Here is a 22950-nt window from a genome sequence, read left to right as displayed (position 1 = left end):
CAATGAATACTTCCATACCACAGGAGCAGCAACACTTTAAGCAGTTGCAACAACTTTGTCCTCTGCAATGTTCAATTGCATTTTGTTTAAATCAGTTACGTGGTGCGCAAATTCAATTTTTAAATTTAGGCAATTTCATTATTTGCCCAGAATATAACTGTTTGATTATTTTTAAGTATAAAATTCTCATTCGTATAGATAGATTCACCAACAAGCAACAAAGTTGATTTGCAGATTGTAAATCATGACGTAAAATTTAAAACATAAACAAACTTTGAGAATGATCATGACTGTACAACGTTTGCACGTAGAAAAACGCTTTTCTGAAATCGCAATTTCGGGAAATTTAGTTCACTTGGCGGGTCAATTGGCTACGGATTTAAGTTTGGATATCAAAGGGCAAACTCAACAGACCTTAGATATCATTGATCGTTTTCTTGCAGATGCGGGCACAGATAAAAAGCATATTATGTCTGTGATGATTTTTTTAAAAGATATCGAAAATGATTATGCAGGAATGAACGAAATCTGGGATACATGGTGTTCAGATATGCAAGCTCTGCCGAGAACTTGTGTAGAAGCAAAGCTTTATCGACCTGATGTTTTAGTTGAAATGACGGTTGTTGCGGTCAAACCAGAATAAGCTCGTTATTTAATTTTTGGAAAGCGTAAAAAATGCATGTTTAAACATGCATTTTTTTGATTAGCTATATGCGCGATTTGAGTACAGATCAAACTTCCCCAGTACATGTTCCTCCAACATTTGCGAATGGTTCATTTCTGAAAATTCTGTTAAAAAATCTTCTCGCAAATCCTGATATTCTGGAATTCCCATATAACGAATCACGCGATAACCTGCTGACTGTAACAAAGCATCTTCATAGGTATTTTGATTCGAACGCTTAATCGCATTGGTATCATCTAAAGCAATCACAGCTAAAACTTTATAATCTTTGTCCAGCACAACAAAATTTGCAAACATTTGCTGATACTTACGACGTGTATGTAAATATTTTGTCGTTAACAATGCATCAAAAGATACATGAGCCAAGATATTGGCTTCAGGTAAAATTTCTTTTAAACGCGTAAACGTAATTTGTTCATGTGAGTTAAATACTGCTCTTCTTCGTAAAGCACTATCTGCTTGTTGCTTATTTTTCAATCCTTTATAAGCAGCACCAATCACGACAGCAAGTAATATCAGACTCGCAACGATTATCATGTCCATTTTTCATTTCCTAATTCTTTATTATAATTTGGTCTACGACCAGTTCTTGTGTATCAAAGATACTATTTTTAATCAGTTCAATTTTGTAATATGCCAGACGCATTCTCATATTTGCTTTTTCAAAATAATCAAATAAATCACATTTTTAACTTATTTATTGAACTATTATTTGTTTTATTCACTTGGTATTTCAACCAAATGAATTGAATTGCACCTCATATATAGCGTGTATTGAATGCGAATACAACTGAATTTAATGAATCTTGCGTACTATTGTAGGACAAGGATATTCGAGAATTGTGTGTTTTTAGTACACTAAAGTTTTCAACAGTTTACAGAGAGTTATCCACAGTTGCGTATTTTTATTATTCAATTGCTGATTTAAGAAAGGATGCTTAGGCATCCTCTCTTATTACTATTTCAAACAGCACTTAAGCTCTACTTCTTGACTTAGACTTTGTTTTGCTATTTCCAGCAAATGGTTTTTTATCACCCGTTTCACGCGGCGGTAAACCTGTATGTTGCGTCAATATTTGACCACGTTCAGGGCGCTTTTTGGTATTGGAAGGACGCGATTGCGTTTTCGCCTGTGAGTTACGGCTATCCCCAGTACGCTTTTGCGAATCACCGTCTACAGTCGAGTTCTTCTTACGCGCAGATTGGTATTGCCCTTCTGTTCCTTGCGGTTGATAAGTTGGGATCAGATGATGCTTAGAATTACCAATCAAATCTATTCGGCCCATTTCACGTAATGCATCACGTAGTAATGGCCAGTTGTTTGGATCGTGGTAACGCAAGAAGGCTTTGTGTAAACGACGACGCTTTTCACCTTTGACAATATCCACACTTTCGGTATAACGAGCCACTTTGGCCAACGGGTTTTTCCCCGTGTGATACATCGTGGTCGCTGTCGCCATTGGTGATGGATAAAAGGTTTGCACCTGATCGGCACGGAAGCCATTTTTCTTAAGCCAGATCGCAAGATTCATCATGTCATAATCCGTTGTTCCCGGATGCGCAGCGATAAAGTACGGGATTAAATACTGTTCTTTACCCGCTTCCTTACTAAAACGATCAAACATCTGTTTAAAGCGATCATAGGTTCCGATTCCCGGTTTCATCATCTTCGACAATGGACCTTTCTCGGTATGCTCTGGAGCAATTTTTAAATAACCGCCAACATGGTGTTGAACCAGTTCTTTGACATATTCAGGGTTCAATACCGCAAGGTCATAACGTAAGCCTGAACCAATCAGAATCTTTTTGATGCCTTTTAATGAACGTGCTTTGCGATAAAGTTGAGTAAGTGGCGCATGGTCAGTATGTAAATTTTGACATACACCAGGATACACACAAGAAGGTTTACGACAGTTCTTTTCAATCTCAGGATCTTTACACTGCAAGCGATACATGTTTGCAGTTGGACCACCTAAATCTGAAATGATGCCTGTAAAACCTGGGGCTGTATCACGAATTTTTTCAACTTCACGTAAAATTGATTCTTCTGAACGGTTTTGAATAATACGACCTTCATGTTCGGTAATCGAACAGAATGTACAACCACCAAAACAACCACGCATGATATTTACAGAGAACTTGATCATATCAAATGCAGGGAAACGCGCTTCACCATAAGCTGGATGTGGTAGACGCGCATAAGGCAAGTCAAACACATAATCCATTTCTTCGGTGGTCAATGGAATCGGCGGTGCATTTAACCATACATCACGTTCACCATGCTTTTGTACCAATGCACGAGCATTCCCCGGATTGGTTTCAAGATGCAAGATGCGGTTGGTATGCGCATAAAGTACAGGATCCGTCGCCACTTCTTCAAAAGCAGGCAAACGAATCACAGCCAATTCACGCGGCGGTAATTTATGTTTAATTGCTTTAGAGGTCGGCAGTAAACGTACAATCTGGGTATTCTCATCCAGTTGATCACCTTCACGAACAACAGGATTTGCCACCAATTCTTTTTGGAAATTTTGATATTGGGTTAAAGAATTTCCTTTGCCTTGTTCAATTTCACAACCATCTAAATCTTCAGTCATTACATAAGGATTGATGATTGGATCAACACGACCAATCGCATCGACATCATTCGATGCAATTTCAACAAACTTGGCTTTAGAAACACGATTAATTTTATTGACGATAAATGCAGTACCACGAACATCGGTGATTTCATGAATTTTTTCGCCTTTGGCAAGACGATGCATAACTTCAACAACGGAACGTTCACCATTGCCATACATCAATAAATCCGCTTTTGAATCCATCAACACTGAACGACGAACTTTGTCTGACCAGTAATCATAATGCGCAATACGGCGTAATGATGCTTCGATACCACCCAATAATACGGGTACATCAGGAAATGCTTCACGGCAACGCTGACAATATACAGTTGCAGCACGGTCAGGACGTTTATTGGGTAAATTGTCTGGTGAATATGCATCATCAGAACGGATTTTACGGTCAGCCGTATAGCGGTTGATCATAGAATCCATATTACCCGCGGTCACACCCCATGCAATATTCGGTTTACCTAGCACTTTAAATGCTTCAGCAGAAGTCCAATCTGGTTGTGCAATAATCCCGACACGGAAACCCTGTGCTTCAAGCGTTCGGCCAATAATTCCTGAACAAAACGATGGATGATCGATATAAGCGTCACCACATACCAGAATAAAGTCACAACTATCCCAACCGAGTTGATCCATCTCCTCGCGTGACATTGGCAAAAATGGTGCTGGTTCAAAGCACGATGCCCAATATTTGTCATAATCAAACAACGCAGTAGGCGCTGTCTGAGCAGTATAAGCGGTCGACATGGTGAGTTTCTCGATTGGCAGTTGGCGATCGGGAGAGATCTAAAATGAAAGTTGATCATTTTACCATGAATTTTACTCATGTTGTTTGATTAAAAAGTAAACATTTCTTCTTGGTCTTCTATTTAGTCCGCTATTGATAGCTTTTTAAGATGTTAAAGATATTCGTCATACGTTATAAAAGGAAAATTTACCCAACATGATGGATTGTTTAAAAGCGCAGCGAAATTGAATAGAAAAGCTTATTTAACACTATTTAGATGCAGCCGCTCATACTTTTGCCTGATCTTTATGCTGCGTTTGATTGAGTTTTAAAGCCACCAAGAGCCCGATACAAAGTACACAGGTCATCGTAACCGTTAGGCCAAACCATCCATATTTTTCCCAGACTAATCCACTACTGCTGCCCAGGAAGCTTGAACCAAGATAATAACAAAATAGATAAAGCGAAGAGCCAACAGCGCGATACTGTAAGGATTGTACTGATACCCAACTGCTTGATGTGGAATGGGCAGCAAAAAATGAGAACGTGAAAATCAATAGGCCAATCAAGATCCCCCATAGTGATGGAATCAGCATCATCCATAAACCCAAAATCATGCTTGAGAACATCACAATCAGCACTTTACCTCGTCCAAATTGACGACTCCAACTGGCTGCGCGAGGTGAACTATAAATGCCAGATAAATAGGCAATCGAGATTAAACCAATCCAAGTTTGCGACAGTTCAAAAGGTTTTTCTAACAGATGATAACTCATGTAATTAAACACGGTCACAAAGCATCCCATCAGAATAAAACCTTCGACAAACAATAGTCTGAGCTTTGGGTCAGAAAGATTTTTCTTAAAGGATTCGATAAAACGTGTGAATTGAATCGGATAAGATTTAAAGTGTTTAGAGGTAGGTAAGGCAATATAAAATGTAATCGCGATCAATAAATTGAGTAGACCAATAATCATCGTCGCAGTTTGCCAAGAGATATAATCCAGCAAGACCCCTGCAATCAAACGCCCGCCCATTCCCCCTATCGCAGTCCCTGAAATATACAGTCCCATGGCAAAGCCAACATCTTTTTGTGCAATTTCTTCACCGATATAGGTCATTGCAACAGAAGCAACACCACTGACAGCCAAGCCAATCATCATGCGTGTTGCAAGAAATATTTCCCAATACGGTAAAAACGAACTTAGCAATAATAAGCTTGCTGTGGAAAATAAAGAAATGGCCATGATCTGCTTACGACCATAACGATCTGAAATCAGTCCTGCAAAAAGAAGCCCTAAGGCTAAGGCAATGGTGGAAAATGAAAGCGGGAAACTACTATGGGTTGGCGTAACATGAAAAAAACTTGCCAAAAACGGCATCATCGGCTGAACACAGTACAACGATGAAAATACAGCAAAGCCAGCTAAAAACAATGAAAGTAAAATTGCGATAAAAGGCCGAGTGCCATACTCAATATAAGCTGTAGATTCAGGTGCTTCAGACATAATTATTCCTCATGTCCGTTCAGTATACGCCTATTTTTAACTCTTGATAAAAGCTAAAGTTTTATTGCAGACAATACCCTGATGATTCAAGTCAGTTATGGATTTTAAATGTTTGATTTCGAATAAAATTACATGAGGAAATGCAGAAATCAGAAAATAAAAAAGAGTGTATTTTTAATACACTCTTCTCGTAATTTTTCAATATATTGAGGTTAAATTTAACCAGCAAAAATCTTAAACTTTTCGTTCTTCAATATTGAGTGCATTGATTGCGAGTACCGCTTGAGTACGGTTCTGTACACCTAATTTACGGAAAATTGCCGTCACATGCGCTTTAATGGTCGCTTCCGAAACATCAAGTTCATAAGCAATTTGCTTATTCAATAAACCTTCTGCAACCATCATCAATACACGGAACTGTTGTGGTGTTAACGATTGAATACGTTCAGCTAAAGCGGTTTCATCTGCGGCACGCGGGTCAAAATTCATATTCGCTGCGGGTAAGTTTGGCGGTAACCAAATATCACCATCCAGCACTTGGCGAATTGCTTCCCCAATATGGCTTGGATGCGCAGATTTAGGAATATAGCCCATTGCGCCATGTGCAATTGCACGTTGAATAATGGACGCATCTTCGTGAGCAGAAACCACAATAATAGGAAGTGCAGGATACTGTGCACGAACATGTACCAATGCAGAGAAACCCGATGCGCCTGGCAGATTTAAATCCAACAAGACGAGATCTGGTTCTGGACCATTTTCCAAACGCTCATAAAATTCATTAACAGTCGCAGTTTCACTAATTTGAGCCTGTGGCAAACTATAACGAACCGCCTGAATTAACGCATGGCGAAACAGTGGATGATCATCAACGATTAAAATATTCATAAGCGAAGCGAGAGATCTCTAGCGCAGTTATTTCATTCTAACCGCACTATTGCTATTTAGGATACGTAAATATTAACGAATTTTTGAATAATTTGTCGGCTTTAATTAAAATTCCCTACAATCTTTAGGTCATTTATCGAAATTAAGATTTGAATATCACTTTTAAATATAAAATAAACAGTTAAAAATGAATTACTTATTCATTTTAATAATATTATTTAACTTCAAATACTTAAAAGACGAAATCGTGCATTATTCCATGTCTTTCCGGTTTATCTTAAAAACAGATAACCAATCTGTTTTTCATTATTTTACAGCGCTTCGTCAAATATAGATTAATGAATGGCATTCCGAGATTCAATTTATTAGGTTGCCAACATGTCTATTTATACTCAACAAAAACCATTAAATATTGTTGCTGTTTCAGGGGGATTAAATAACCCTTCAAAAACCGAAAGTTTGGTTCAAGCGATTTTAGATGAGCTGGGTCAGGCAACACCGATTCATGTTCACTTTATTAAATTCAGTGAAATAGGCCATTTGTTAGGGGGCGCAATTTATCGCAACCAACTGCCACAACGTGTTCAAGATGACTTAGCTGCCGTAGAAGCAGCAGATGCGCTCATCGTGGGAACACCTGTTTATCGTGCATCATTTACTGGTTTATTTAAACATTTCTTTGATTTTGTTGAACAAACAGCGCTAGTCGATGTTCCTGTATTGCTTGCTGCATCGGGTGGTAGTGACCGTCATGCTTTAGTTCTAGAACATCAGTTACGTCCATTATTTAGCTTCTTTCAAGCGCAAACGCTGCCTATTGGTGTCTATGCAACAGATCGTGACTTTACGCCTGAGTACACCATTAAAAGTGAACACATCCAAGACCGTATCACTTTAGCTGTCGCACGTGCATTGCCAATTTTAGAATGGGCGCCTGCAAAAGGTCAGCGAGCAGAAGTGGTAAAAGCCAAAACAGAACAAGCCAATCAAAATTTAGGCATCAACAAACAGATTGAGCAAGATGATGTGCTTCCTTCCGCGGCGATACCAGACTTGGATGCGGCAGAGTCTCGTCTACATGCAAAATCCAAAACACCACAATCACAGGTTGCTTAAGCGCAACCTTGTTATGAATAAATCATAAAAAATTGAGGGTTATGATATGTCACAGTTTTCATCGAATAATGGCCAAGCAATTCGATTCGCCTATTGGGTTCCCAATGTCAGTGGTGGCTTAGTGGTCAGTAATATTGAACAACGGACAGACTGGAGCTATGACTACAATGTCCGTTTGGCACAAGCTGCCGAAAAAAGTGGTTTTGAATATGCCCTCACCCAAATTCGTTTTACCGCAGGGTATGGCGCTGAAAATCAACACGAATCTGTGAGTTTTAGTCATGCACTTTTAGCCAAGACTGAAAAATTAAAAGTAATTGCAGCAATTCTTCCGGGACCATGGAAACCTGTTTTAGCCGCAAAACAGTTGGCGACCATTGATTACCTGACCAATGGGCGTATTGCGATTAATGTCGTAAGTGGTTGGTTTCGTGGCGAGTTTGATGCCATTGGTGAGCCATGGCCTGAACATGATGAACGCTATGTTCGCTCAGAAGAGTTTATTCGTACGTTAAAAGGTATTTGGACAACGGATAACTATAGCTTTGATGGTAAATATTATCAGTTTAAAGACTACACTTTAAAACCAAAACCTTTGCAGAAGCCCCATATTGAAGTATTCCAAGGGGGTAGTTCACGTGCTGCACGTGACATGGCTTCGCGTGTTTCAGATTGGTATTTCACCAATGGCAACACACCTGAAGAACTCAAAAAACAAATCGATGATATTCGTGAAAAAGCCAAGCTAAATAATCATTCAGTCAAAATCGGGGTCAATGCATTTATCATTGCTCGTGATACTGAAGAAGAAGCAAAAGCGGTGTTGCAAGAGATTATTGACCAAGCCAATGTTGAAGCGGTCAATGCCTTTGGCGATGCAACCCGTGAAGCGGGCGCGGCATCTAAAGAAGGTGAAGGTAACTGGGCAAAATCAACCTTTGAAGACTTGGTGCAATATAACGATGGCTTTAAAACCAATCTGATTGGTACACCGCAACAAATTGCTGAACGTATTGTTGAGCTCAAAAATGTAGGGGTAGATCTGGTGTTATCTGGCTTTTTACATTTTATTGAAGAAGTTGAATATTTCGGTGAAAAGGTCTTGCCTTTGGTTCGTCAAATTGAAGAAGCACAAAAAGATCAAATTACTGCAAAATCAGCTTAAGGTTTATCTCTTCATCGATGGTGCTGTGAAAACAACAATAAATAACTAAAACAGCTTTGCAGCTTTCCCTCTTGACTCGGCTTGAGGGATTTTTTTTAGAATAAATAAAAAGTATTTATAAAAATAGAATCGTATAAATCAGTACAATTATCCTTATATAAATTAGCCTACTTTTGCTTTTTGTTTTATTGAATCATCGAGTGTATTTGTTCTATACATATACTCAACAACCGCAATCTTGGAAAAAATTTCTTTCAACTTTAAAATACGCCCTTTTTGTAGCATAGATGGAAAAAGTGGGCATGGTAGTTTTAAATAAAACAAAAACGATATTTTGCGTCCTCATTGGCAGTATGAGCTTGACGAGCTATGTAAACGCCAACGACATACCTGCAACGTCTATAAAGGTTGAAACTGCAATGAATACTGCATTTCAGCCATTAATGAAAACTTATGCAGTGCCCGGTATGGCAATAGGTGTTTTGTATAACGGGAAAAGTTATGAAAAATATTACGGCGTACAATCACTTGCGAATGCGAAAGCCGTAAATAAAAATACCCTTTTTGAACTAGGCTCAGTCAGTAAAATATTTACTGCAACAGCAGGCACTTATACAGAAAATTTAGGTAAAATTTCTCTTCAAGACCATCCTGGTAAATATATACCTGCATTAAAAAACTCAGACATTAATCAAGTCACACTCTTAGAATTGGCCACCTATACCAGTGGTAATCTTCCATTGCAATTTCCTGATCAAATAAAAACAGATGCGCAAACACTTAAATATTTTCAAGATTGGAAAGTCAAAAACCCGATTGGTCAATTTCGACAATACTCTAATCCAAGCATAGGGTTATTCGGTGAAGCGACCGCTAAAGCGATGAACATGCCTTTTAGCGCTTTATTAGAACAAGTGATCTTCCCCAAACTAGAACTCCAACATACTTATGTCCAAGTTCCTAAAGCACAACAAGGCAACTATGCTTTTGGTTATGATCAAAATAATCACCCGCTTCGGGTCACTGCTGGCGCTTTTGATGCGCAAGCCTATGGGGTGAAATCTAGCCTACCGGACATGCTACATTTTTTAAATTTAAACTTAAATCCAGATCAAGCCAAAGCAGCGATTAAACCTGCGATTCTAGCGACACATACGGGTTACTTTAAAATGGGTGGTATGACCCAAGCCCTTGGCTGGGAATCGTTCAGCTACCCAGCTACATTAAACACACTATTAGAAAGCAATTCTGATCGGGTTGTGATGCAATCTAACCCCGTTGAAAAAACCCTCGTGAAGACTGGTTCAAGAGTCTTTCATAAAACTGGCTCTACCAATGGGTTTGGGACCTATGTGATTTATATTCCACAAGAGAATTTTGGCTTGGTGATGTTAATGAATAAAAAAATTCCCAATGCTGAGCGAATTAAGGCAGCGTATGAAGTGCTCAATAGCTTAAAGCAAAAATCCAATCCTTGATGCTGAAACACGTCAGATCGGACTAGGCTTTAGCTTTGTGCATTGTTAGATCATTCATGTTGTATCTATTGCATGGCAACATAATTGTCGCTGTTGGTAGGGGTATAACAGCTACCCCTTATCCAACACAGATTTTTTCAATCTAAGATATGGCAATACCAACGCTAAAGCGCTAAGAATGAACTTTTATAAAATTTCATCGGTCAGCTTAGGTTCAAGAATAAAAGCTTGGATCGGGCACTTTTCCAGTCAATACCCATTCCCCTACTTCCTGATACTTATAATCAATCGGATCATGCAAGGTCTGAGTACGGACATTTCGCCAAAAACGATCTAAATTCAATTTGGCTGTTGTCGCTCTGGCACCCATCACTTGAAAAATATTTTGCGTTATAAACAGCGAGCTATTGGTTGCAGCAATTTTTGCAGTTGCAATGGCAATTGAGACTTCACCACGTTGTTCTGCTGTTAATTGCTCACCAATATTCCAAGCCGTTTGCAATGCTGCAATGGCTTCATCGGCAAGTAAACGTACACTTTCAAGCTGTACATAAAACTCAGCAAAATGCTTCTGGGTGAACGGATCATTCACCGCATTTTCAGCCAAAGACGTTGACCATGCTTTCTGACTTTGTATTGTTTGTCTTGCAAGGTCAAAGGCACCTTCAGCAACGCCTAAAAACAGATGCACAAAAATCAATTGTGCGATCAAAGGTCGTAAACTGGAGTAAGGTGTACTTAATGGTCCTGGATTTAACAATAACTCATCTTTGTGAATTTTGACCTGTTCAAAATGACTGGTTCCACTGTCCGTTTGACGCTGCCCCATATTATTCCAATCGCCTAAAAAACTGACCCCTTCTCGACGTGTTGGGATCACAGCTATCAGTAATTTTCCAGCATCATTAAAGCCCGAACAAAGCAGTATGTCTGAATCTATTGATCCTGAGCAAAAGCTTTTATCACCATGAAAAATAAAGTCATTCTCAGTGAGTTGTTGTACCTTCGTGCGCTGATCTAAAGGGTTTAACGTATTGCCCCAAAACAAGTTATTGCGGGCAGTGTGTTCAAACCATGCCGAATATTGTTGAGGTTGAGCAAATAACTGTACGGTGGCGATTAATAAATGATGAAAGCCATATACATGTGCCAAGGAGCTATCGACTTGTGCAATACTTTGAATGGTCTGGAAAATTGTTTTCCAATTTGCCCCCTGCCCGCCATATTGTTGTGGAATAGACAGTCCCAATAAGCCACTTTGACGAATCAAGTCCCGTTCCAGCTTTGGATTACCACCTGCTTTATCACGCTCAGCAGCAGTCTGCGCAAATTGTTCTGCCAATTGTTTTGCTGTTGCTAAAGCAGAAAGGTTTATCTCCTGTTGAGGTGCATTCATCATATTTACTCTTATTCCCAGTGCCTTGAGCTTATCAAATCAAGTAAGATTTCCTTATCTCAATGCCTGCATTACTTATTCTGTGGTTTGAAAATCAATAACAAAAAAATACCGCTAGAATTTCTCTAACGGTATTCAACTTTTGGCTAGCAAAATCAAGAGACTTCAATCACTAAGAATTGGCCTTAACCTCTGTAATCAACTGATCTACCACACCTGGATCAGCCAAAGTAGAAGTATCGCCTAAACTATCTAGTTCATTGGCAGCAATTTTTCTCAAAATGCGTCGCATGATTTTTCCAGAACGGGTTTTTGGCAAAGCAGGTGCCCAATAAATTGCATCAGGTGTTGCTACAGGTCCCAGCACTTTACGTACCCAACTGACCAATTCTTTACGTAATTCTTCAGTTTCAGCTTCACCCGCCTGCAAGGTCACATAGGCCGCTATGCCTTGCCCTTTAATCTCATGTGGCATACCAACAACTGCAGATTCAGCGACTTTTGCATGCGCAACCAAGGCACTTTCAATTTCAGCAGTGCCCAAACGGTGACCCGAAACATTCAAGACATCATCTACACGGCCTGTAATCCAGTAATAACCATCTTTATCACGACGCGCACCATCACCAGTAAAATAACTGCCCGGATAGGTTGAGAAATACGCTTCAATAAATCGCTCAGGATCGCCCCAAATGGTCCGCATTTGCCCCGGCCAAGAATTCTTAATAATCAAATTGCCTTCTGCTTCACCTTCAAGTTCTTGACCCTCAGCATCAACCAATGCCGGTTGTACGCCAAACAATGGACGAGTGGCCGAACCCGGTTTAAGTGGAGTTGCGCCCGGCAGTGGAGAAATTAAAATACCGCCTGTTTCAGTTTGCCACCATGTATCCACAATTGGACAACGGCTTTCACCCACAACGGTATAGTACCAATTCCATGCTTCTGGATTAATCGGCTCACCCACGGTACCCAATAGACGCAAACTGCTACGGTCACTTTCACGCACAAAAGCGTCACCCTCACGCATCATGGCGCGGATCGCTGTTGGTGCAGTATAGAGAATGGTAATGTTATGCTTATCTACAATATGCCCTGTGCGTGCCCATGTTGGATATTGTGGGATGCCTTCAGACATGACCGTGGTTGTACCATTGGATAATGGTCCATAAAGTACATAAGAATGCCCCGTAATCCAGCCCACATCTGCAGTACACCAAAATACATCATCTTGTTTAATATCAAAAACTTCACGAAAAGTTGAATTGACATAAGTTAAATAACCCCCCGTGGTATGTAACACCCCTTTAGGCTTTCCTGTTGACCCAGACGTATACAAAATAAATAGAGGATCTTCGGCATTCACCGGTTCTGGCGGACAGATATCTGTGACCGTCATAATTTCCATGTGATACCACAGGTCACGCCCTTCCTGCATTGTTATTGGATGGCCTGTACGATGCACCACAATCATTTTTTCAACCGAAGTGGTTCCATCCAGCGCCAATGCTGCATCTACATTCTCTTTTAACGGAATCGTTTTACCACCACGCATACCTTGGTCAGCAGTAATCACCAATTTGGCTTGACTGTCGTCTATCCGACTTGCCAATGAGTCTGGAGAGAACCCACCAAATACCACACAATGCACCGCCCCTATTCGGGTACAGGCCAGCATGGCAATCGCCGCTTCAGGGATCATCGGCATATACAAAATGACTCGATCACCTTTCCCAATTCCATTTTTCTTTAAGACATTGGCAAAACGACACACTTCATCATGCAGTTCCTCAAAAGAAATGATTTTATGGCGAGATGGATGATCCCCCTCCCAAATAATTGCAGGTTTCAATGGGTGCTCTTTTAAATGACGATCTAAACAGTTGGCACTGACATTCAGTTGCCCATCTGCAAACCATTCAATTTTAAAATTATCTTTGTCGTAGCTGGTGTTTTTTACTTGAGTAAATGGCTTAATCCAGTCCAATTTCTTTGCAGCTTCTGCCCAAAACTCATCTGGATGCTCTACTGACTGTTGATAACGATCGAAGTATTCTTGTTCATTGGTCCTTGCTGTTTTAACAAATTGTTCTGGAACTGGATAGATTTCATTCATATTCTGCTTCCTTGATTTGTCACCTCATCACGAGATGTATGCCTACGTTCTTGATTTTATTTGCTGCATGTGTTCAGTATTACGATAGCGCATTTCGGTTAACAATTGTGCTTTGGTCGTAGACACGGGGGTCACTTTAACCATCGGAAAATCTTAAGTCATTTGCCAAAATATTCGAATTTTCAATATCTATGGAGTTTTTTTGATCTTATAATTTGTATTCAGAAGTGCATATGGTTTTTTCAGAAAAAAAACATTTCCTTACCGAACTCATTCAACTGGACGCGATCGTCATGCAAATACAAGAATCGTCGACTTTTTTTTCAAAGCATCAAGTATCACCAGTAGATCATCCCTTTTCTACTCAAGGCCGCTTTAATCGTTTGAGTTATATTGCTTGGTTTGGATTTTTGCATCTCATTTTTACCATTGCATTGCTTGCCCTCGGTCTAGTCTTTGGCAGTGTGAATTTACATTCACTGCAATTCAGCCAACATGCGATAAATTCGATTTCAGGATTAGGTCAGTTCACTTACTTCGCACTCAGCTGTCTTTATTTATATGGAATGATGGTTGTGATTATTCGCAGGCTGCATGATCGTAATAAATCTGGTTGGTTTATTCTGTTATTGCTGATTCCCATTGTGCAATTCTTGATGCTGCTGTATTTACTCCTTGCACGTGGTTGTAATCGCGCCAATCGTTTTGGTCACCCACGCCCATCGACTTTTATTGAAAAATTAATGGCTTGGCTGATGCTAATAGGCTTTATCATCAGCTTAGTTAGCTCTATAAGCGTAGTGTCATTTATGCTGGGGACTGGAGAAATTGAAAATCCAACAACAATCATTGAAAAAGGGACTAAATATTTTTAAGAAGAATTAATCCTTGATGATGCATTAATATGAGTTGAATATTGATTCACAAATATTATTTTTATTTGTCCGTCATAAGAAAAACTGTAATCAAAGCTTAACTTCTTTGAAATTTCAGGCAAAATATGCCAATTATTTTATTGGACATGATTGTGGCTGAAGAAGCAAATGCATTGAGTACCGTTGCACAAGACACGACTCAATTGATCCATTCTGCAGGCGAAAAAACTGCACAAACAGTGATTCAACATACTGAAAAATATAAAGACGCATACTCAACCATCGACAAGTTTGTCGATGGTTTTTGGGAGCGTATGCCATATTTATGTATTGCGCTGATCGTCATCACTATTTTCTGGTTGCTGTCTAAGCTTTTTAAATTCTTTGTCCGTAGAACACTCGAAAACCGTACCTATACGCGCCAAAATTTAGTTCTGGTACTGAATCGTGTCGGCAGTACCGCAATTATCTTTTTTGGGTTTTTAATTGCCATGGTCATTGCAATTCCCGGCTTTACTCCTGCTCAACTGATGAGTGCTTTGGGGATTGGTTCGGTCGCGATTGGTTTTGCATTTAAAGATATTTTCCAAAATCTACTTTCTGGAATTTTGATTCTTTTGGGTGAACCGTTCAAGATTGGTGATGACATCATTGTCAACAATATGGAAGGTACTGTCGAAGATATTCAAATTCGTGCAACTTTTTTACGTTCCCCTGATGGACGACGTATCGTGATTCCAAACGCAACTGTGTATACCAGCGCCGTGACGGTAAATACCGCTTACCAACGCCGTCGTTGTGAGTTTGTGGTTGGGATTGGTTATGAAGATGATGTACAGAAAGCCAAAGACATTATTCTTAAATTGCTTGATAAAGATCAACGTATTTTAAGCCAGCCGGGCTTTACTGTGAATGTTTCTGCTTTGGCGGATTTCTCTGTCAATTTAACCGTTCGTTGGTGGGTAGATACCACGCAAGTGGTTACAGCGGCTTCGATCAGTGAAATTCAAGAACGTGTGCTAGAAGCCTTTGCGGATAATAATATTTCGATTCCTTATCCTGTTCAGGAAGTCAAAGTCTACCGCGGTGATCCATCAGCGGATGACATCGAATCAGCTCGTGCTAAATAAGCGCCCCAATACATAAGGGATCACGGTTTCAGTACGCAAAATACGGTTGCCTAAGCTCACTGCTTGGCAGCCGTTTTTTATCAGTAAATCCACCTCATAAGGTATAAAACCACCTTCAGGTCCAATGATCACAGTACATGAATGATCAATAGCAAATGGCATTTTCTGTTCAGTATACGGATGCGCCACATAAGCAGGATTTTGTGGCGTAATGAAGCTAGGTAAGACATCTTCAACAAAAGGTTTAAAGCGTTTATATAGTTCAATTTGAGGAGCGATGGTATCTCCTGCCTGTTCTAATCCCAAGGTGATGTAATGATCAATTTGCTGTAAAAAAGGGCTTTGCCAATAACTCTTATCGACCCGATAACTATGAATCAAAATTAATTTTTCGACCCCCAGTGTCACCGCATCCATAATTAAGCGGCGTAACACTTTGGGGCGTGGTAATGCCACAATTAAAGTTACGGGCAATTTTGCTGGAACAGGCTCTTCTTGAATCGGTCGAAGTAAAATCGTATGTTCTGAAATATCAACAATTTCAGTTAAATAACGACTGGCACCCCGAACGCCAACCTTAAGCGTATCTCCAACTTTGGCAGCAAGATGCGTGTGCAAATGTTCAACTTGCCTTTTTGAACTGATTGTCCAAGTTTCAGCTTGTGTTTGACGAGGATCAAGAAGGACGATGTTCATAAAAAATTCTGGTTCGTTTTACTTTTAGCTGATGGTGTTTATTCATCAACAATGTATAAATTATAAATACTGATCAATCACTGCAATATGTTTGTATAAAGAACCCTGATTACGCTTTAAAACATCAATCGCATGCTGGCTTAATTGCTGGGCAAAAGCTTGGTCTTCCAAACAGCGCACCAACAACTGAACCACCTCATCAACAGTTTGCCCTACTTTTAAGGCATCTGCCTGTAAGAACTCATCCACAATGGCTTGAAAATTAAAATAATGCGGTCCAATCACGGTGGGTACATCTAAAACCATAGCTTCTAAAATATTATGTCCACCACCGGGTTCATTTAACGACCCGCCAACAAAACATGCTTGACTCAATGCATACCACAGCCACATTTCACCCATACTGTCTGCCAAATAGACTTGGGTATTCGACTCGATTGCTTGCTCTAAACTACGGCGCTGTGTTGTTAAATTTAAACTTTGTGCAGCAGCAAAAACCTCATCAAAACGTTCAGGATGGCGCGGGACAACGATCAACAACCAATCTGGATATTGTTCTAAATAGGTTTTAAATGCGAGAAATAATTTTTCTTCTTCAGGTGCATGTGTACTGGCGATAGTAATGATTTTTCGATTTGCTAAATTCCAGTCCTCCTGCAACTGTTGTGCTTTATGAATAAATTGTTCAGGTGCAGAAATATCAAATTTAATACTTCCAAGTACTTGTGTTTTATCTTGCGGCATACCCAAATCAATAAAGCGTTGCTGCGTTGCAATATCTTGCGCCAATAACTGATCTAATTTCTGTAGCATTGGACGGGTCAAGCCTGGAACTTTGGCGTAACCTTTGGCAGATTTTTCTGAAAGCCGTGCATTCACTAAAATACAAGGCACTTTAAACTGTTGAGCTTGGTCAATAAGATTTGGCCATAGTTCAGTTTCAACCAAAATCAGCAATTTGGGTTGGTATTTCTGATAAAAATCAGCAACTAAATAGCGCTGATCAGCAGGCAAATATACCGCTTGAAATAATCCTTGATAAGGTGCTTTTAAGAATAACGATTTGGCACGTGCTTGGCCTGTTTTTGTCGTATTGGTGACTAAAACAGCATGACCTGCTTTTAAATAATGTTCGATTAAAGGCTGAGCAGCATTGGTTTCTCCGACTGAAACACAATGAAACCAAATGGCATGCTGATTCTTTACATCTTGAAAGGGACCAAAGCGCTCAAGACATTCTTGTTGGTATTCTGCGCTATCTTTCGCACGTTTTTTGATACGCCATTGATACAAAGGCTTAACGATTTTAAGTGCTGTGTTATACCAAAAAGGAGTAGCCAAACAGAATGTCTCAATATAGATGAATGGGCAAATATAACAGAGCCATATTCAGTTGTTAATGAATAATATTTAACGATTTGTTGTCAGCAAGGTAGTCGACCGCATGCTAGAGCAAATCTGATCTATCAACCAGCAACAACGCTAACAAAACTTGGCTTTGCACGGATGAAAAACGCTTATTGGTTAAGAAGTAGTGTTATACGCCTTAACCAATGGCGATATCCATGCCATCGAATACATATGCCTTGTAAGATTCAACGATGCAAAAAGAAAACTGGTTAAATTTATCTGAGTTGTGGATGTGAATGGGTATTCCATTCACATCCAGAGAAAATACAGTCTTTGTTTTATCCCAAAGCAGGATAATCAATATAGCCTTCCGCAGTTTGTGAACCAATCATATTTTCAAACACCAATTCATTTAAAGGTGCGTCTTGAATTAGACGTTCATACAAATCAGGATTGGCAATATAAGCTTTACCGAAAGACACCGCATCTGCTTGACCTGATGCCAAGAGTTTGATGGCATCTTCACGGCTTAAACGCATATTGGCAATATATGGCACACCGTTTGAACGTTGTTTCATATATTCACTGATACTGTCATCGGCTAAATATTCACGTGTAAAGAAGAATGCAATTTTACGTTTACCTAATTGTTCCAAGACATAACCAAAGGTTTCACGTGGATCAGCATCCCCCATATCATGCTCATCGCCACGTGGCGCTAAATGTATGCCCACACGGCCTGCGCCCCATACTTCAATTAAAGCATCCATCACTTCAAGTAAAAGACGTGCGCGGTTTTCAACAGAACCACCATATTCATCTTCACGATGATTGGTTGAGCTTTGTAAGAACTGATCAATCAGGTAGCCATTGGCAGCATGTAATTCAACGCCATCAAAACCAGCCGCCTTGGCTTTAATTGCAGCCTGTTTAAACTGTTCGGTGATGGTATGAATTTCGGAGATTTCCAAAGGGCGTGGCACGACATAGTCACGTTTTGGACGTAATAAGCTGACTTGTCCTGCTTGTTGTATTGCACTTGCAGATACAGGCGTTTCACCATCGAGTAGATCTGGATGTGAGACACGTCCCACATGCCATAACTGCGCCACAATCAAGCCACCTTGATCATGAACCGCTTGGGTTACAGACTTCCAGCCTTCAACTTGCGCATCTGTAAATAGCCCTGGTGTATTTAAATAACCATTGGCTTGTTCAGAAATCACTGTTGCTTCAGTAATGATTAAACCCGCACTGGCACGCTGTGCATAGTGCTCAGCCATGATTGCCGTGGGTACCCGATCAGCGGTAGCACGGCTACGGGTTAAAGGCGCCATCACGACACGATTTTTTAAATGTAAATCACCAAGTACAAGGGGAGAGTTAAGTTCAGCCATATTTGCCTCATCACTCGCTTTCTGATTGAAATCAGGCGTTAGAGCGAGTTTTGTAGATAATCAATATATTGCTGAATTAAAGCTTCATTACGCGAGAAATATGACCATTGACCATATTTCTCGGCCTGAATTAATCCTGACTGTTGCAAAACAGACAAATGATTTGACATCGTAGATTGAGAGACATTACCGAGCTTCTCGATATTCCCTGCACAGACACCACGACCAAAGCCACCGCACTGCTCTTCCGACAAATATTGTTGTGGCTTCTTGAGCCATTCCAAAATCTGTCGGCGAGTCGGATTCGCTAATGCTTTAGAAATTAAATCAATATCCATCTTAGACACATTCAATTCAGAGCAAAGCTCCATTCAGCATCTTTGCACCCAATATATCGCATTTTTTCGATTTTAATATCGATTTTTTTAGATATATTGCAAAAATACGGATAAAGCTTTGCTTTTGTTAAAAATTTAAATTAAAGACCTTGTTTCAAGCTGGCTTCAATAAATTTATCTAGATCGCCATCCAATACTGCACCCGTGTTCGAGTTCTCAACACCAGTACGCAGATCTTTAATACGAGAGTCATCCAGTACATATGAACGAATCTGACTGCCCCAGCCGATATCCGATTTTGAATCTTCAAGTGCTTGAGCAGCTTCATTACGCTTACTCATTTCCAATTCGTACAATTTTGCACGTAACTGTTTCCAAGCATGATCACGGTTTGCATGTTGTGAACGCTGGTTCTGACATGCCACCACAATCCCAGTGGGTGCGTGAGTCAAACGTACTGCTGAGTCGGTTTTGTTAATATGCTGACCGCCTGCACCAGATGCACGATATGTATCTGTACGCACGTCAGCAGGATTAATATCGATCTCAATATTATCGTCCACTTCAGGTGATACAAATACTGCCGAGAATGAGGTATGACGGCGATTACCTGAGTCAAATGGTGACTTACGCACTAAACGGTGAACGCCAGATTCGGTACGTAACCAACCATAAGCATACTCGCCTTCAACACGGATTGTTGCAGATTTAATCCCTGCAACATCACCATCTGATTCTTCCATCAATTCTGCTTTAAAGCCATGACGTTCGATCCAACGCATATACATACGTAACAACATTGAAGCCCAATCTTGTGCTTCAGTACCGCCTGAACCAGCTTGAATTTCCACATAACATGGATTTGGGTCCATTGGATTACTAAACATACGACGGAATTCAAGTTTTGCTAACTCTTCTTCCGCTGCAGTCAATTCAGACTGAACATCTGCCAATAAGCTTTCATCATCCGCTTCAACAGCAAGATCAAGCATGGCTTGTGCATCATCAAGCTGTGTCGCCAAGCCTTCTAAAACGTTGATCACGTTTTCAAGCTCGCCTTTTTCTTTTGCCATCGCCTGTGCGCGGCTTTGATCATTCCAGATCGCTGGATCTTCTAACTCGCGGAGAACCTCTTCTAAACGCTCTTTCTTTAGATCGTAGTCAAAGATACCCCCGTAGTGTTAGACCACGGTCATTTAAGTCTTTTAGCTGAACTAGATAAGGATTAATTTCCACGAGTTTTAATCTCACATTTGACGTCTTTTAATTCGCACGCATTCTACCACAGAGTGGAAAAAGTTGAGATATGGCATTTTTTAGACAACACAATTGACTACAGTGTAGTTTTTGTGAACAATGTTGTTTTTTTGTAACAAAACTCTGACCTTACAACACCACAAAAAAATTTAGGATACTTATGAAACAATCTCTTTTATTTTTCGCTTTAACCGCAATCAGCTGTTCTAGTTTTGCCTACAATGTGCAATTTGATGCTGGGTTTAGATCTTTTGATCATGATAACAATTACATTGATCAAGACTATCAAGCCGATATTAAAGGCAAATACTATTTTGATCCTGTACAAATCAAAAACAACCCATTGAATGAGGCAGCATTTTTAGGCCGTAATAGCAATGTCTATGGTGGTTACGCTTATCGTACTATCGAAAGTCAGGACTACTTAACCTATGATCCTTTATCTACAAGCACATTTTATGAGCTTGCTCGAGCAAAAGATGAAAAAGATCTTCATTACTTTACAGGTGGCTTAGAATATTTTCATGAACAATTCTATCTCAATGGTGAGATTGGACTTGGCATAGTCAAAATAAAAAGCAACATAGATTCAAATTATGGTTCAGTTCGTTATAAAAATGATTATAACGTCACCACTTATCGCGCATTGGTGGGCTATATGCCGATCAGCAATTTGCTCATTGCAGCAGGTGTCGATGGTTTCAGTGGTGATAAATATCTTGATGATGAAACGGATTTTGCCGCTAAAATTAAATATGTAATGCCAATTGGTCAAAATGGACATTATTTAAATCTTGAAGCGAATGGTGTGTTTGGCGATGAGAATAATGTTATCTTTGCTGCAGATTACTATTTGACCCATGCTTTCAGTATCGGCAGTGCATATAGTTTAAAAGATGATGATGAAAGCAATAATAATTTCCTCTGGTTTCGTAGCAAATACTTTGTGAATGAAAATGTTGCTATTGGTGCTGAAGCAGGTTTTAGCAGTGGTATGAATCTTTATAATGTGAATGGAACTTTCCGTTTTTAAGTACTTAGAAAGCCAAAAAATTTTGAGGCATTTCATTTCTGAAATGCCTTTTTTATTACAAATTATGTCTAACTCTTACTCAAAGCGTACCAATATCCACACTATCTACACAATTTTAATAAAACAACACATAAGTTTTATGTATTTATTTTCAACAACTTAATTCAATATTATTACATAAACTCACTAATATTACATTCCAGTTACTATAGCGTGGTTGACGATTTTTATATTTGCCCTAGACTCGAAATTGTAACCAAACATGTATAAATCAATCAATTCTTCATAGGGGCGAATTCCATGAAAAAATTAGCAATCGCATCTGCAATCTTTTCCGTAGCCGCTTTAACTGGCACTGCACATGCTTACCAAGCCGAAGTTGGTGGTTCATATACATATAATGATCCAGATAATTTTGATGCAACTCATAGCTTTGGTGTAGATGGTACTTATTATTTCAAACCAGTACAAACTCGTAATTCACCACTTAATGAGGCTGCATTCTTAGATCGCGCAAGTAATGTAAAAGCCAATGTAAATTATGCCAAAAATGATGGTGTAAAAGATAGTCAATATGGCGCAGGTCTTGAATACTATGTACCTAACTCAGACTTCTATGTAAGTGGTCGTGTAGGTCGTGATGAACTTGAAGTTGATAACACCAACATCGACAATAAAGTAACAACTTATGGCGCTGAAGTGGGTTATTTACCAGCTCCTGGTTTATTACTTGCACTTGGTGTAACGGGTTATGATGTTAAAAATGGTGATGACGGCGCAGACCCAACTGTACGTGCTAAATATGTAACTAAAGTTGGTCAATATGATGCTAACTTTGAAGCATTTGGTGCATTTGGTGACTTGGATGAATACAAAGTACGTGGTGACTTGTATTTAGATAAGACCTTAAGTGTAGGTGCTGACTACTACAACAATGATTTAACTGATCGTGATGAATGGGGTATTTCTGCGAAGAAATTCTTTAATCAAAACGTTAGCTTAGAAGGTCGTGTAGGTTTTGGTGATAACTACAACACTTACGGCGTTCGTGCTGGATACCGTTTCTAAGTTTAAATCCATTTAGCAATCGCTCTTTTGGAGCAACAAAAGCCAATCAATGCGTTGATTGGCTTTTTTATATGTGTATGTATCATTAAGTAAA

Annotated in this window: 20 protein-coding genes; 9 read left to right on the top strand and 11 right to left on the bottom strand. The window is 39.6% G+C overall.

The genetic code is table 11. The features are described 5' to 3' along the window. Nucleotides 1-2 precede the first annotated feature (2 nt). Both ACQ7EO_RS00640 and ACQ7EO_RS00635 read left to right on the top strand, forming a co-directional pair. A complete protein-coding gene (locus ACQ7EO_RS00640; RefSeq protein WP_209828918.1) occupies nt 3-227 on the top strand; it encodes a hypothetical protein in 225 nt (74 codons plus the stop codon). A 59-nt stretch (nt 228-286) separates the two neighbouring features. After that, entirely contained in the window at nt 287-643 is a 357-nt protein-coding gene (locus ACQ7EO_RS00635; protein ID WP_004823675.1) for a RidA family protein, read from the top strand. Nucleotides 644-703: 60 nt separating this feature from the next. Here the strand turns inward: ACQ7EO_RS00635 and ACQ7EO_RS00630 are convergent, their stop codons facing one another. From ACQ7EO_RS00630 to ACQ7EO_RS00615, 4 genes are all read right to left on the bottom strand, one after another. Next, nucleotides 704-1228 (bottom strand): DUF2726 domain-containing protein, encoded by a 525-nt coding sequence (locus tag ACQ7EO_RS00630; RefSeq protein ID WP_004823674.1) that lies wholly within the window; start codon nt 1226-1228, stop codon nt 704-706. Nucleotides 1229-1659: 431 nt separating this feature from the next. Further along, nucleotides 1660-4065, bottom strand: a complete 2406-nt coding sequence (locus ACQ7EO_RS00625; RefSeq protein ID WP_004823673.1) for a YgiQ family radical SAM protein — start codon at nt 4063-4065, stop codon at nt 1660-1662. A 267-nt stretch (nt 4066-4332) separates the two neighbouring features. Beyond that, a complete protein-coding gene (locus ACQ7EO_RS00620; protein WP_434278696.1) occupies nt 4333-5553 on the bottom strand; it encodes an MFS transporter in 1221 nt (406 codons plus the stop codon). 234 nt (nt 5554-5787) lie between these two features. Next, nucleotides 5788-6441: a response regulator gene (locus tag ACQ7EO_RS00615; RefSeq protein WP_434278695.1), complete on the bottom strand. Its 654-nt coding sequence runs from the start codon at nt 6439-6441 to the stop codon at nt 5788-5790. 378 nt (nt 6442-6819) lie between these two features. Between ACQ7EO_RS00615 and msuE the strand changes: the two genes are divergently transcribed. The 3 genes from msuE to ampC all read left to right on the top strand — a co-directional run bounded on the left by msuE (nt 6820) and on the right by ampC (nt 10200). Further along, nucleotides 6820-7557 carry an FMN reductase gene (gene msuE, locus ACQ7EO_RS00610; RefSeq protein WP_004723461.1) on the top strand — a complete coding sequence of 246 codons (738 nt, stop codon included), beginning with the start codon at nt 6820-6822 and terminating at the stop codon, nt 7555-7557. Nucleotides 7558-7603: 46 nt separating this feature from the next. Beyond that, entirely contained in the window at nt 7604-8722 is a 1119-nt protein-coding gene (sfnG, locus tag ACQ7EO_RS00605; RefSeq protein ID WP_034614949.1) for a dimethylsulfone monooxygenase SfnG, read from the top strand. 353 nt (nt 8723-9075) lie between these two features. Further along, a complete protein-coding gene (gene ampC / locus ACQ7EO_RS00600; protein ID WP_434279583.1) occupies nt 9076-10200 on the top strand; it encodes a class C beta-lactamase in 1125 nt (374 codons plus the stop codon). Between the two features lie 214 nt (nt 10201-10414). Here ampC and ACQ7EO_RS00595 read toward each other — a convergent pair whose 3' ends face one another. Both ACQ7EO_RS00595 and acs read right to left on the bottom strand, forming a co-directional pair. After that, entirely contained in the window at nt 10415-11599 is a 1185-nt protein-coding gene (locus tag ACQ7EO_RS00595; protein WP_434278694.1) for an acyl-CoA dehydrogenase family protein, read from the bottom strand. Nucleotides 11600-11768: 169 nt separating this feature from the next. After that, the gene (acs, locus tag ACQ7EO_RS00590; RefSeq protein ID WP_096735376.1) at nt 11769-13712 is read right to left on the bottom strand and encodes an acetate--CoA ligase; all 1944 of its coding nucleotides are present in this window, start codon (nt 13710-13712) and stop codon (nt 11769-11771) included. Between the two features lie 233 nt (nt 13713-13945). On the opposite strand from acs, the gene ACQ7EO_RS00585 reads away from it, so the two are divergent. Then, nucleotides 13946-14587 carry a DUF805 domain-containing protein gene (locus ACQ7EO_RS00585; RefSeq protein ID WP_434278693.1) on the top strand — a complete coding sequence of 214 codons (642 nt, stop codon included), beginning with the start codon at nt 13946-13948 and terminating at the stop codon, nt 14585-14587. A gap of 146 nt (nt 14588-14733) precedes the next feature. Then, the gene (locus tag ACQ7EO_RS00580) at nt 14734-15717 is read left to right on the top strand and encodes a mechanosensitive ion channel family protein (RefSeq protein WP_373868811.1); all 984 of its coding nucleotides are present in this window, start codon (nt 14734-14736) and stop codon (nt 15715-15717) included. On the opposite strand, the gene ACQ7EO_RS00575 is transcribed toward ACQ7EO_RS00580, so the two are convergent. The 5 genes from ACQ7EO_RS00575 to prfB all read right to left on the bottom strand — a co-directional run bounded on the left by ACQ7EO_RS00575 (nt 15700) and on the right by prfB (nt 20734). Next, complete coding sequence (locus ACQ7EO_RS00575) at nt 15700-16413, bottom strand: 16S rRNA (uracil(1498)-N(3))-methyltransferase (RefSeq protein WP_434278692.1); 714 nt, start codon at nt 16411-16413, stop codon at nt 15700-15702. The genes ACQ7EO_RS00580 and ACQ7EO_RS00575 overlap by 18 nt on opposite strands. Nucleotides 16414-16473: 60 nt before the next feature. Further along, the gene (locus tag ACQ7EO_RS00570; RefSeq protein ID WP_434278691.1) at nt 16474-17754 is read right to left on the bottom strand and encodes a 3-deoxy-D-manno-octulosonic acid transferase; all 1281 of its coding nucleotides are present in this window, start codon (nt 17752-17754) and stop codon (nt 16474-16476) included. A gap of 347 nt (nt 17755-18101) precedes the next feature. Then, entirely contained in the window at nt 18102-19160 is a 1059-nt protein-coding gene (locus ACQ7EO_RS00565; RefSeq protein WP_096735379.1) for an alkene reductase, read from the bottom strand. Between the two features lie 38 nt (nt 19161-19198). Next, a complete protein-coding gene (locus ACQ7EO_RS00560) occupies nt 19199-19498 on the bottom strand; it encodes an ArsR/SmtB family transcription factor (RefSeq protein WP_034614967.1) in 300 nt (99 codons plus the stop codon). Nucleotides 19499-19638: 140 nt separating this feature from the next. Then, nucleotides 19639-20734, bottom strand: a protein-coding gene (gene prfB, locus ACQ7EO_RS00555) for a peptide chain release factor 2 (protein ID WP_096735380.1) whose coding sequence is annotated in 2 segments (ribosomal slippage) — nt 19639-20661 and nt 20663-20734 — 1095 coding nt in all. Because the reading frame shifts where the segments join, the coding sequence is not laid out codon by codon here. A 175-nt stretch (nt 20735-20909) separates the two neighbouring features. Between prfB and ACQ7EO_RS00550 the strand changes: the two genes are divergently transcribed. Together ACQ7EO_RS00550 and ACQ7EO_RS00545 are read left to right on the top strand one after the other, a co-directional pair. Next, nucleotides 20910-21788, top strand: a complete 879-nt coding sequence (locus tag ACQ7EO_RS00550; RefSeq protein WP_342590792.1) for a putative porin — start codon at nt 20910-20912, stop codon at nt 21786-21788. A 300-nt stretch (nt 21789-22088) separates the two neighbouring features. Then, on the top strand, nt 22089-22856 hold the full coding sequence (locus ACQ7EO_RS00545; protein WP_004823657.1) for a putative porin: 768 nt from the start codon (nt 22089-22091) through the stop codon (nt 22854-22856). Nucleotides 22857-22950 lie beyond the last annotated feature (94 nt).

The organism is Acinetobacter sp. CE-15, assembly GCF_051059255.1.
Classification (GTDB): Bacteria; Pseudomonadota; Gammaproteobacteria; order Pseudomonadales; family Moraxellaceae; genus Acinetobacter; species Acinetobacter guillouiae.
Note: the sequence above shows the minus strand (reverse complement) of the source record. Positions and strands in the feature narration are given on the sequence as shown.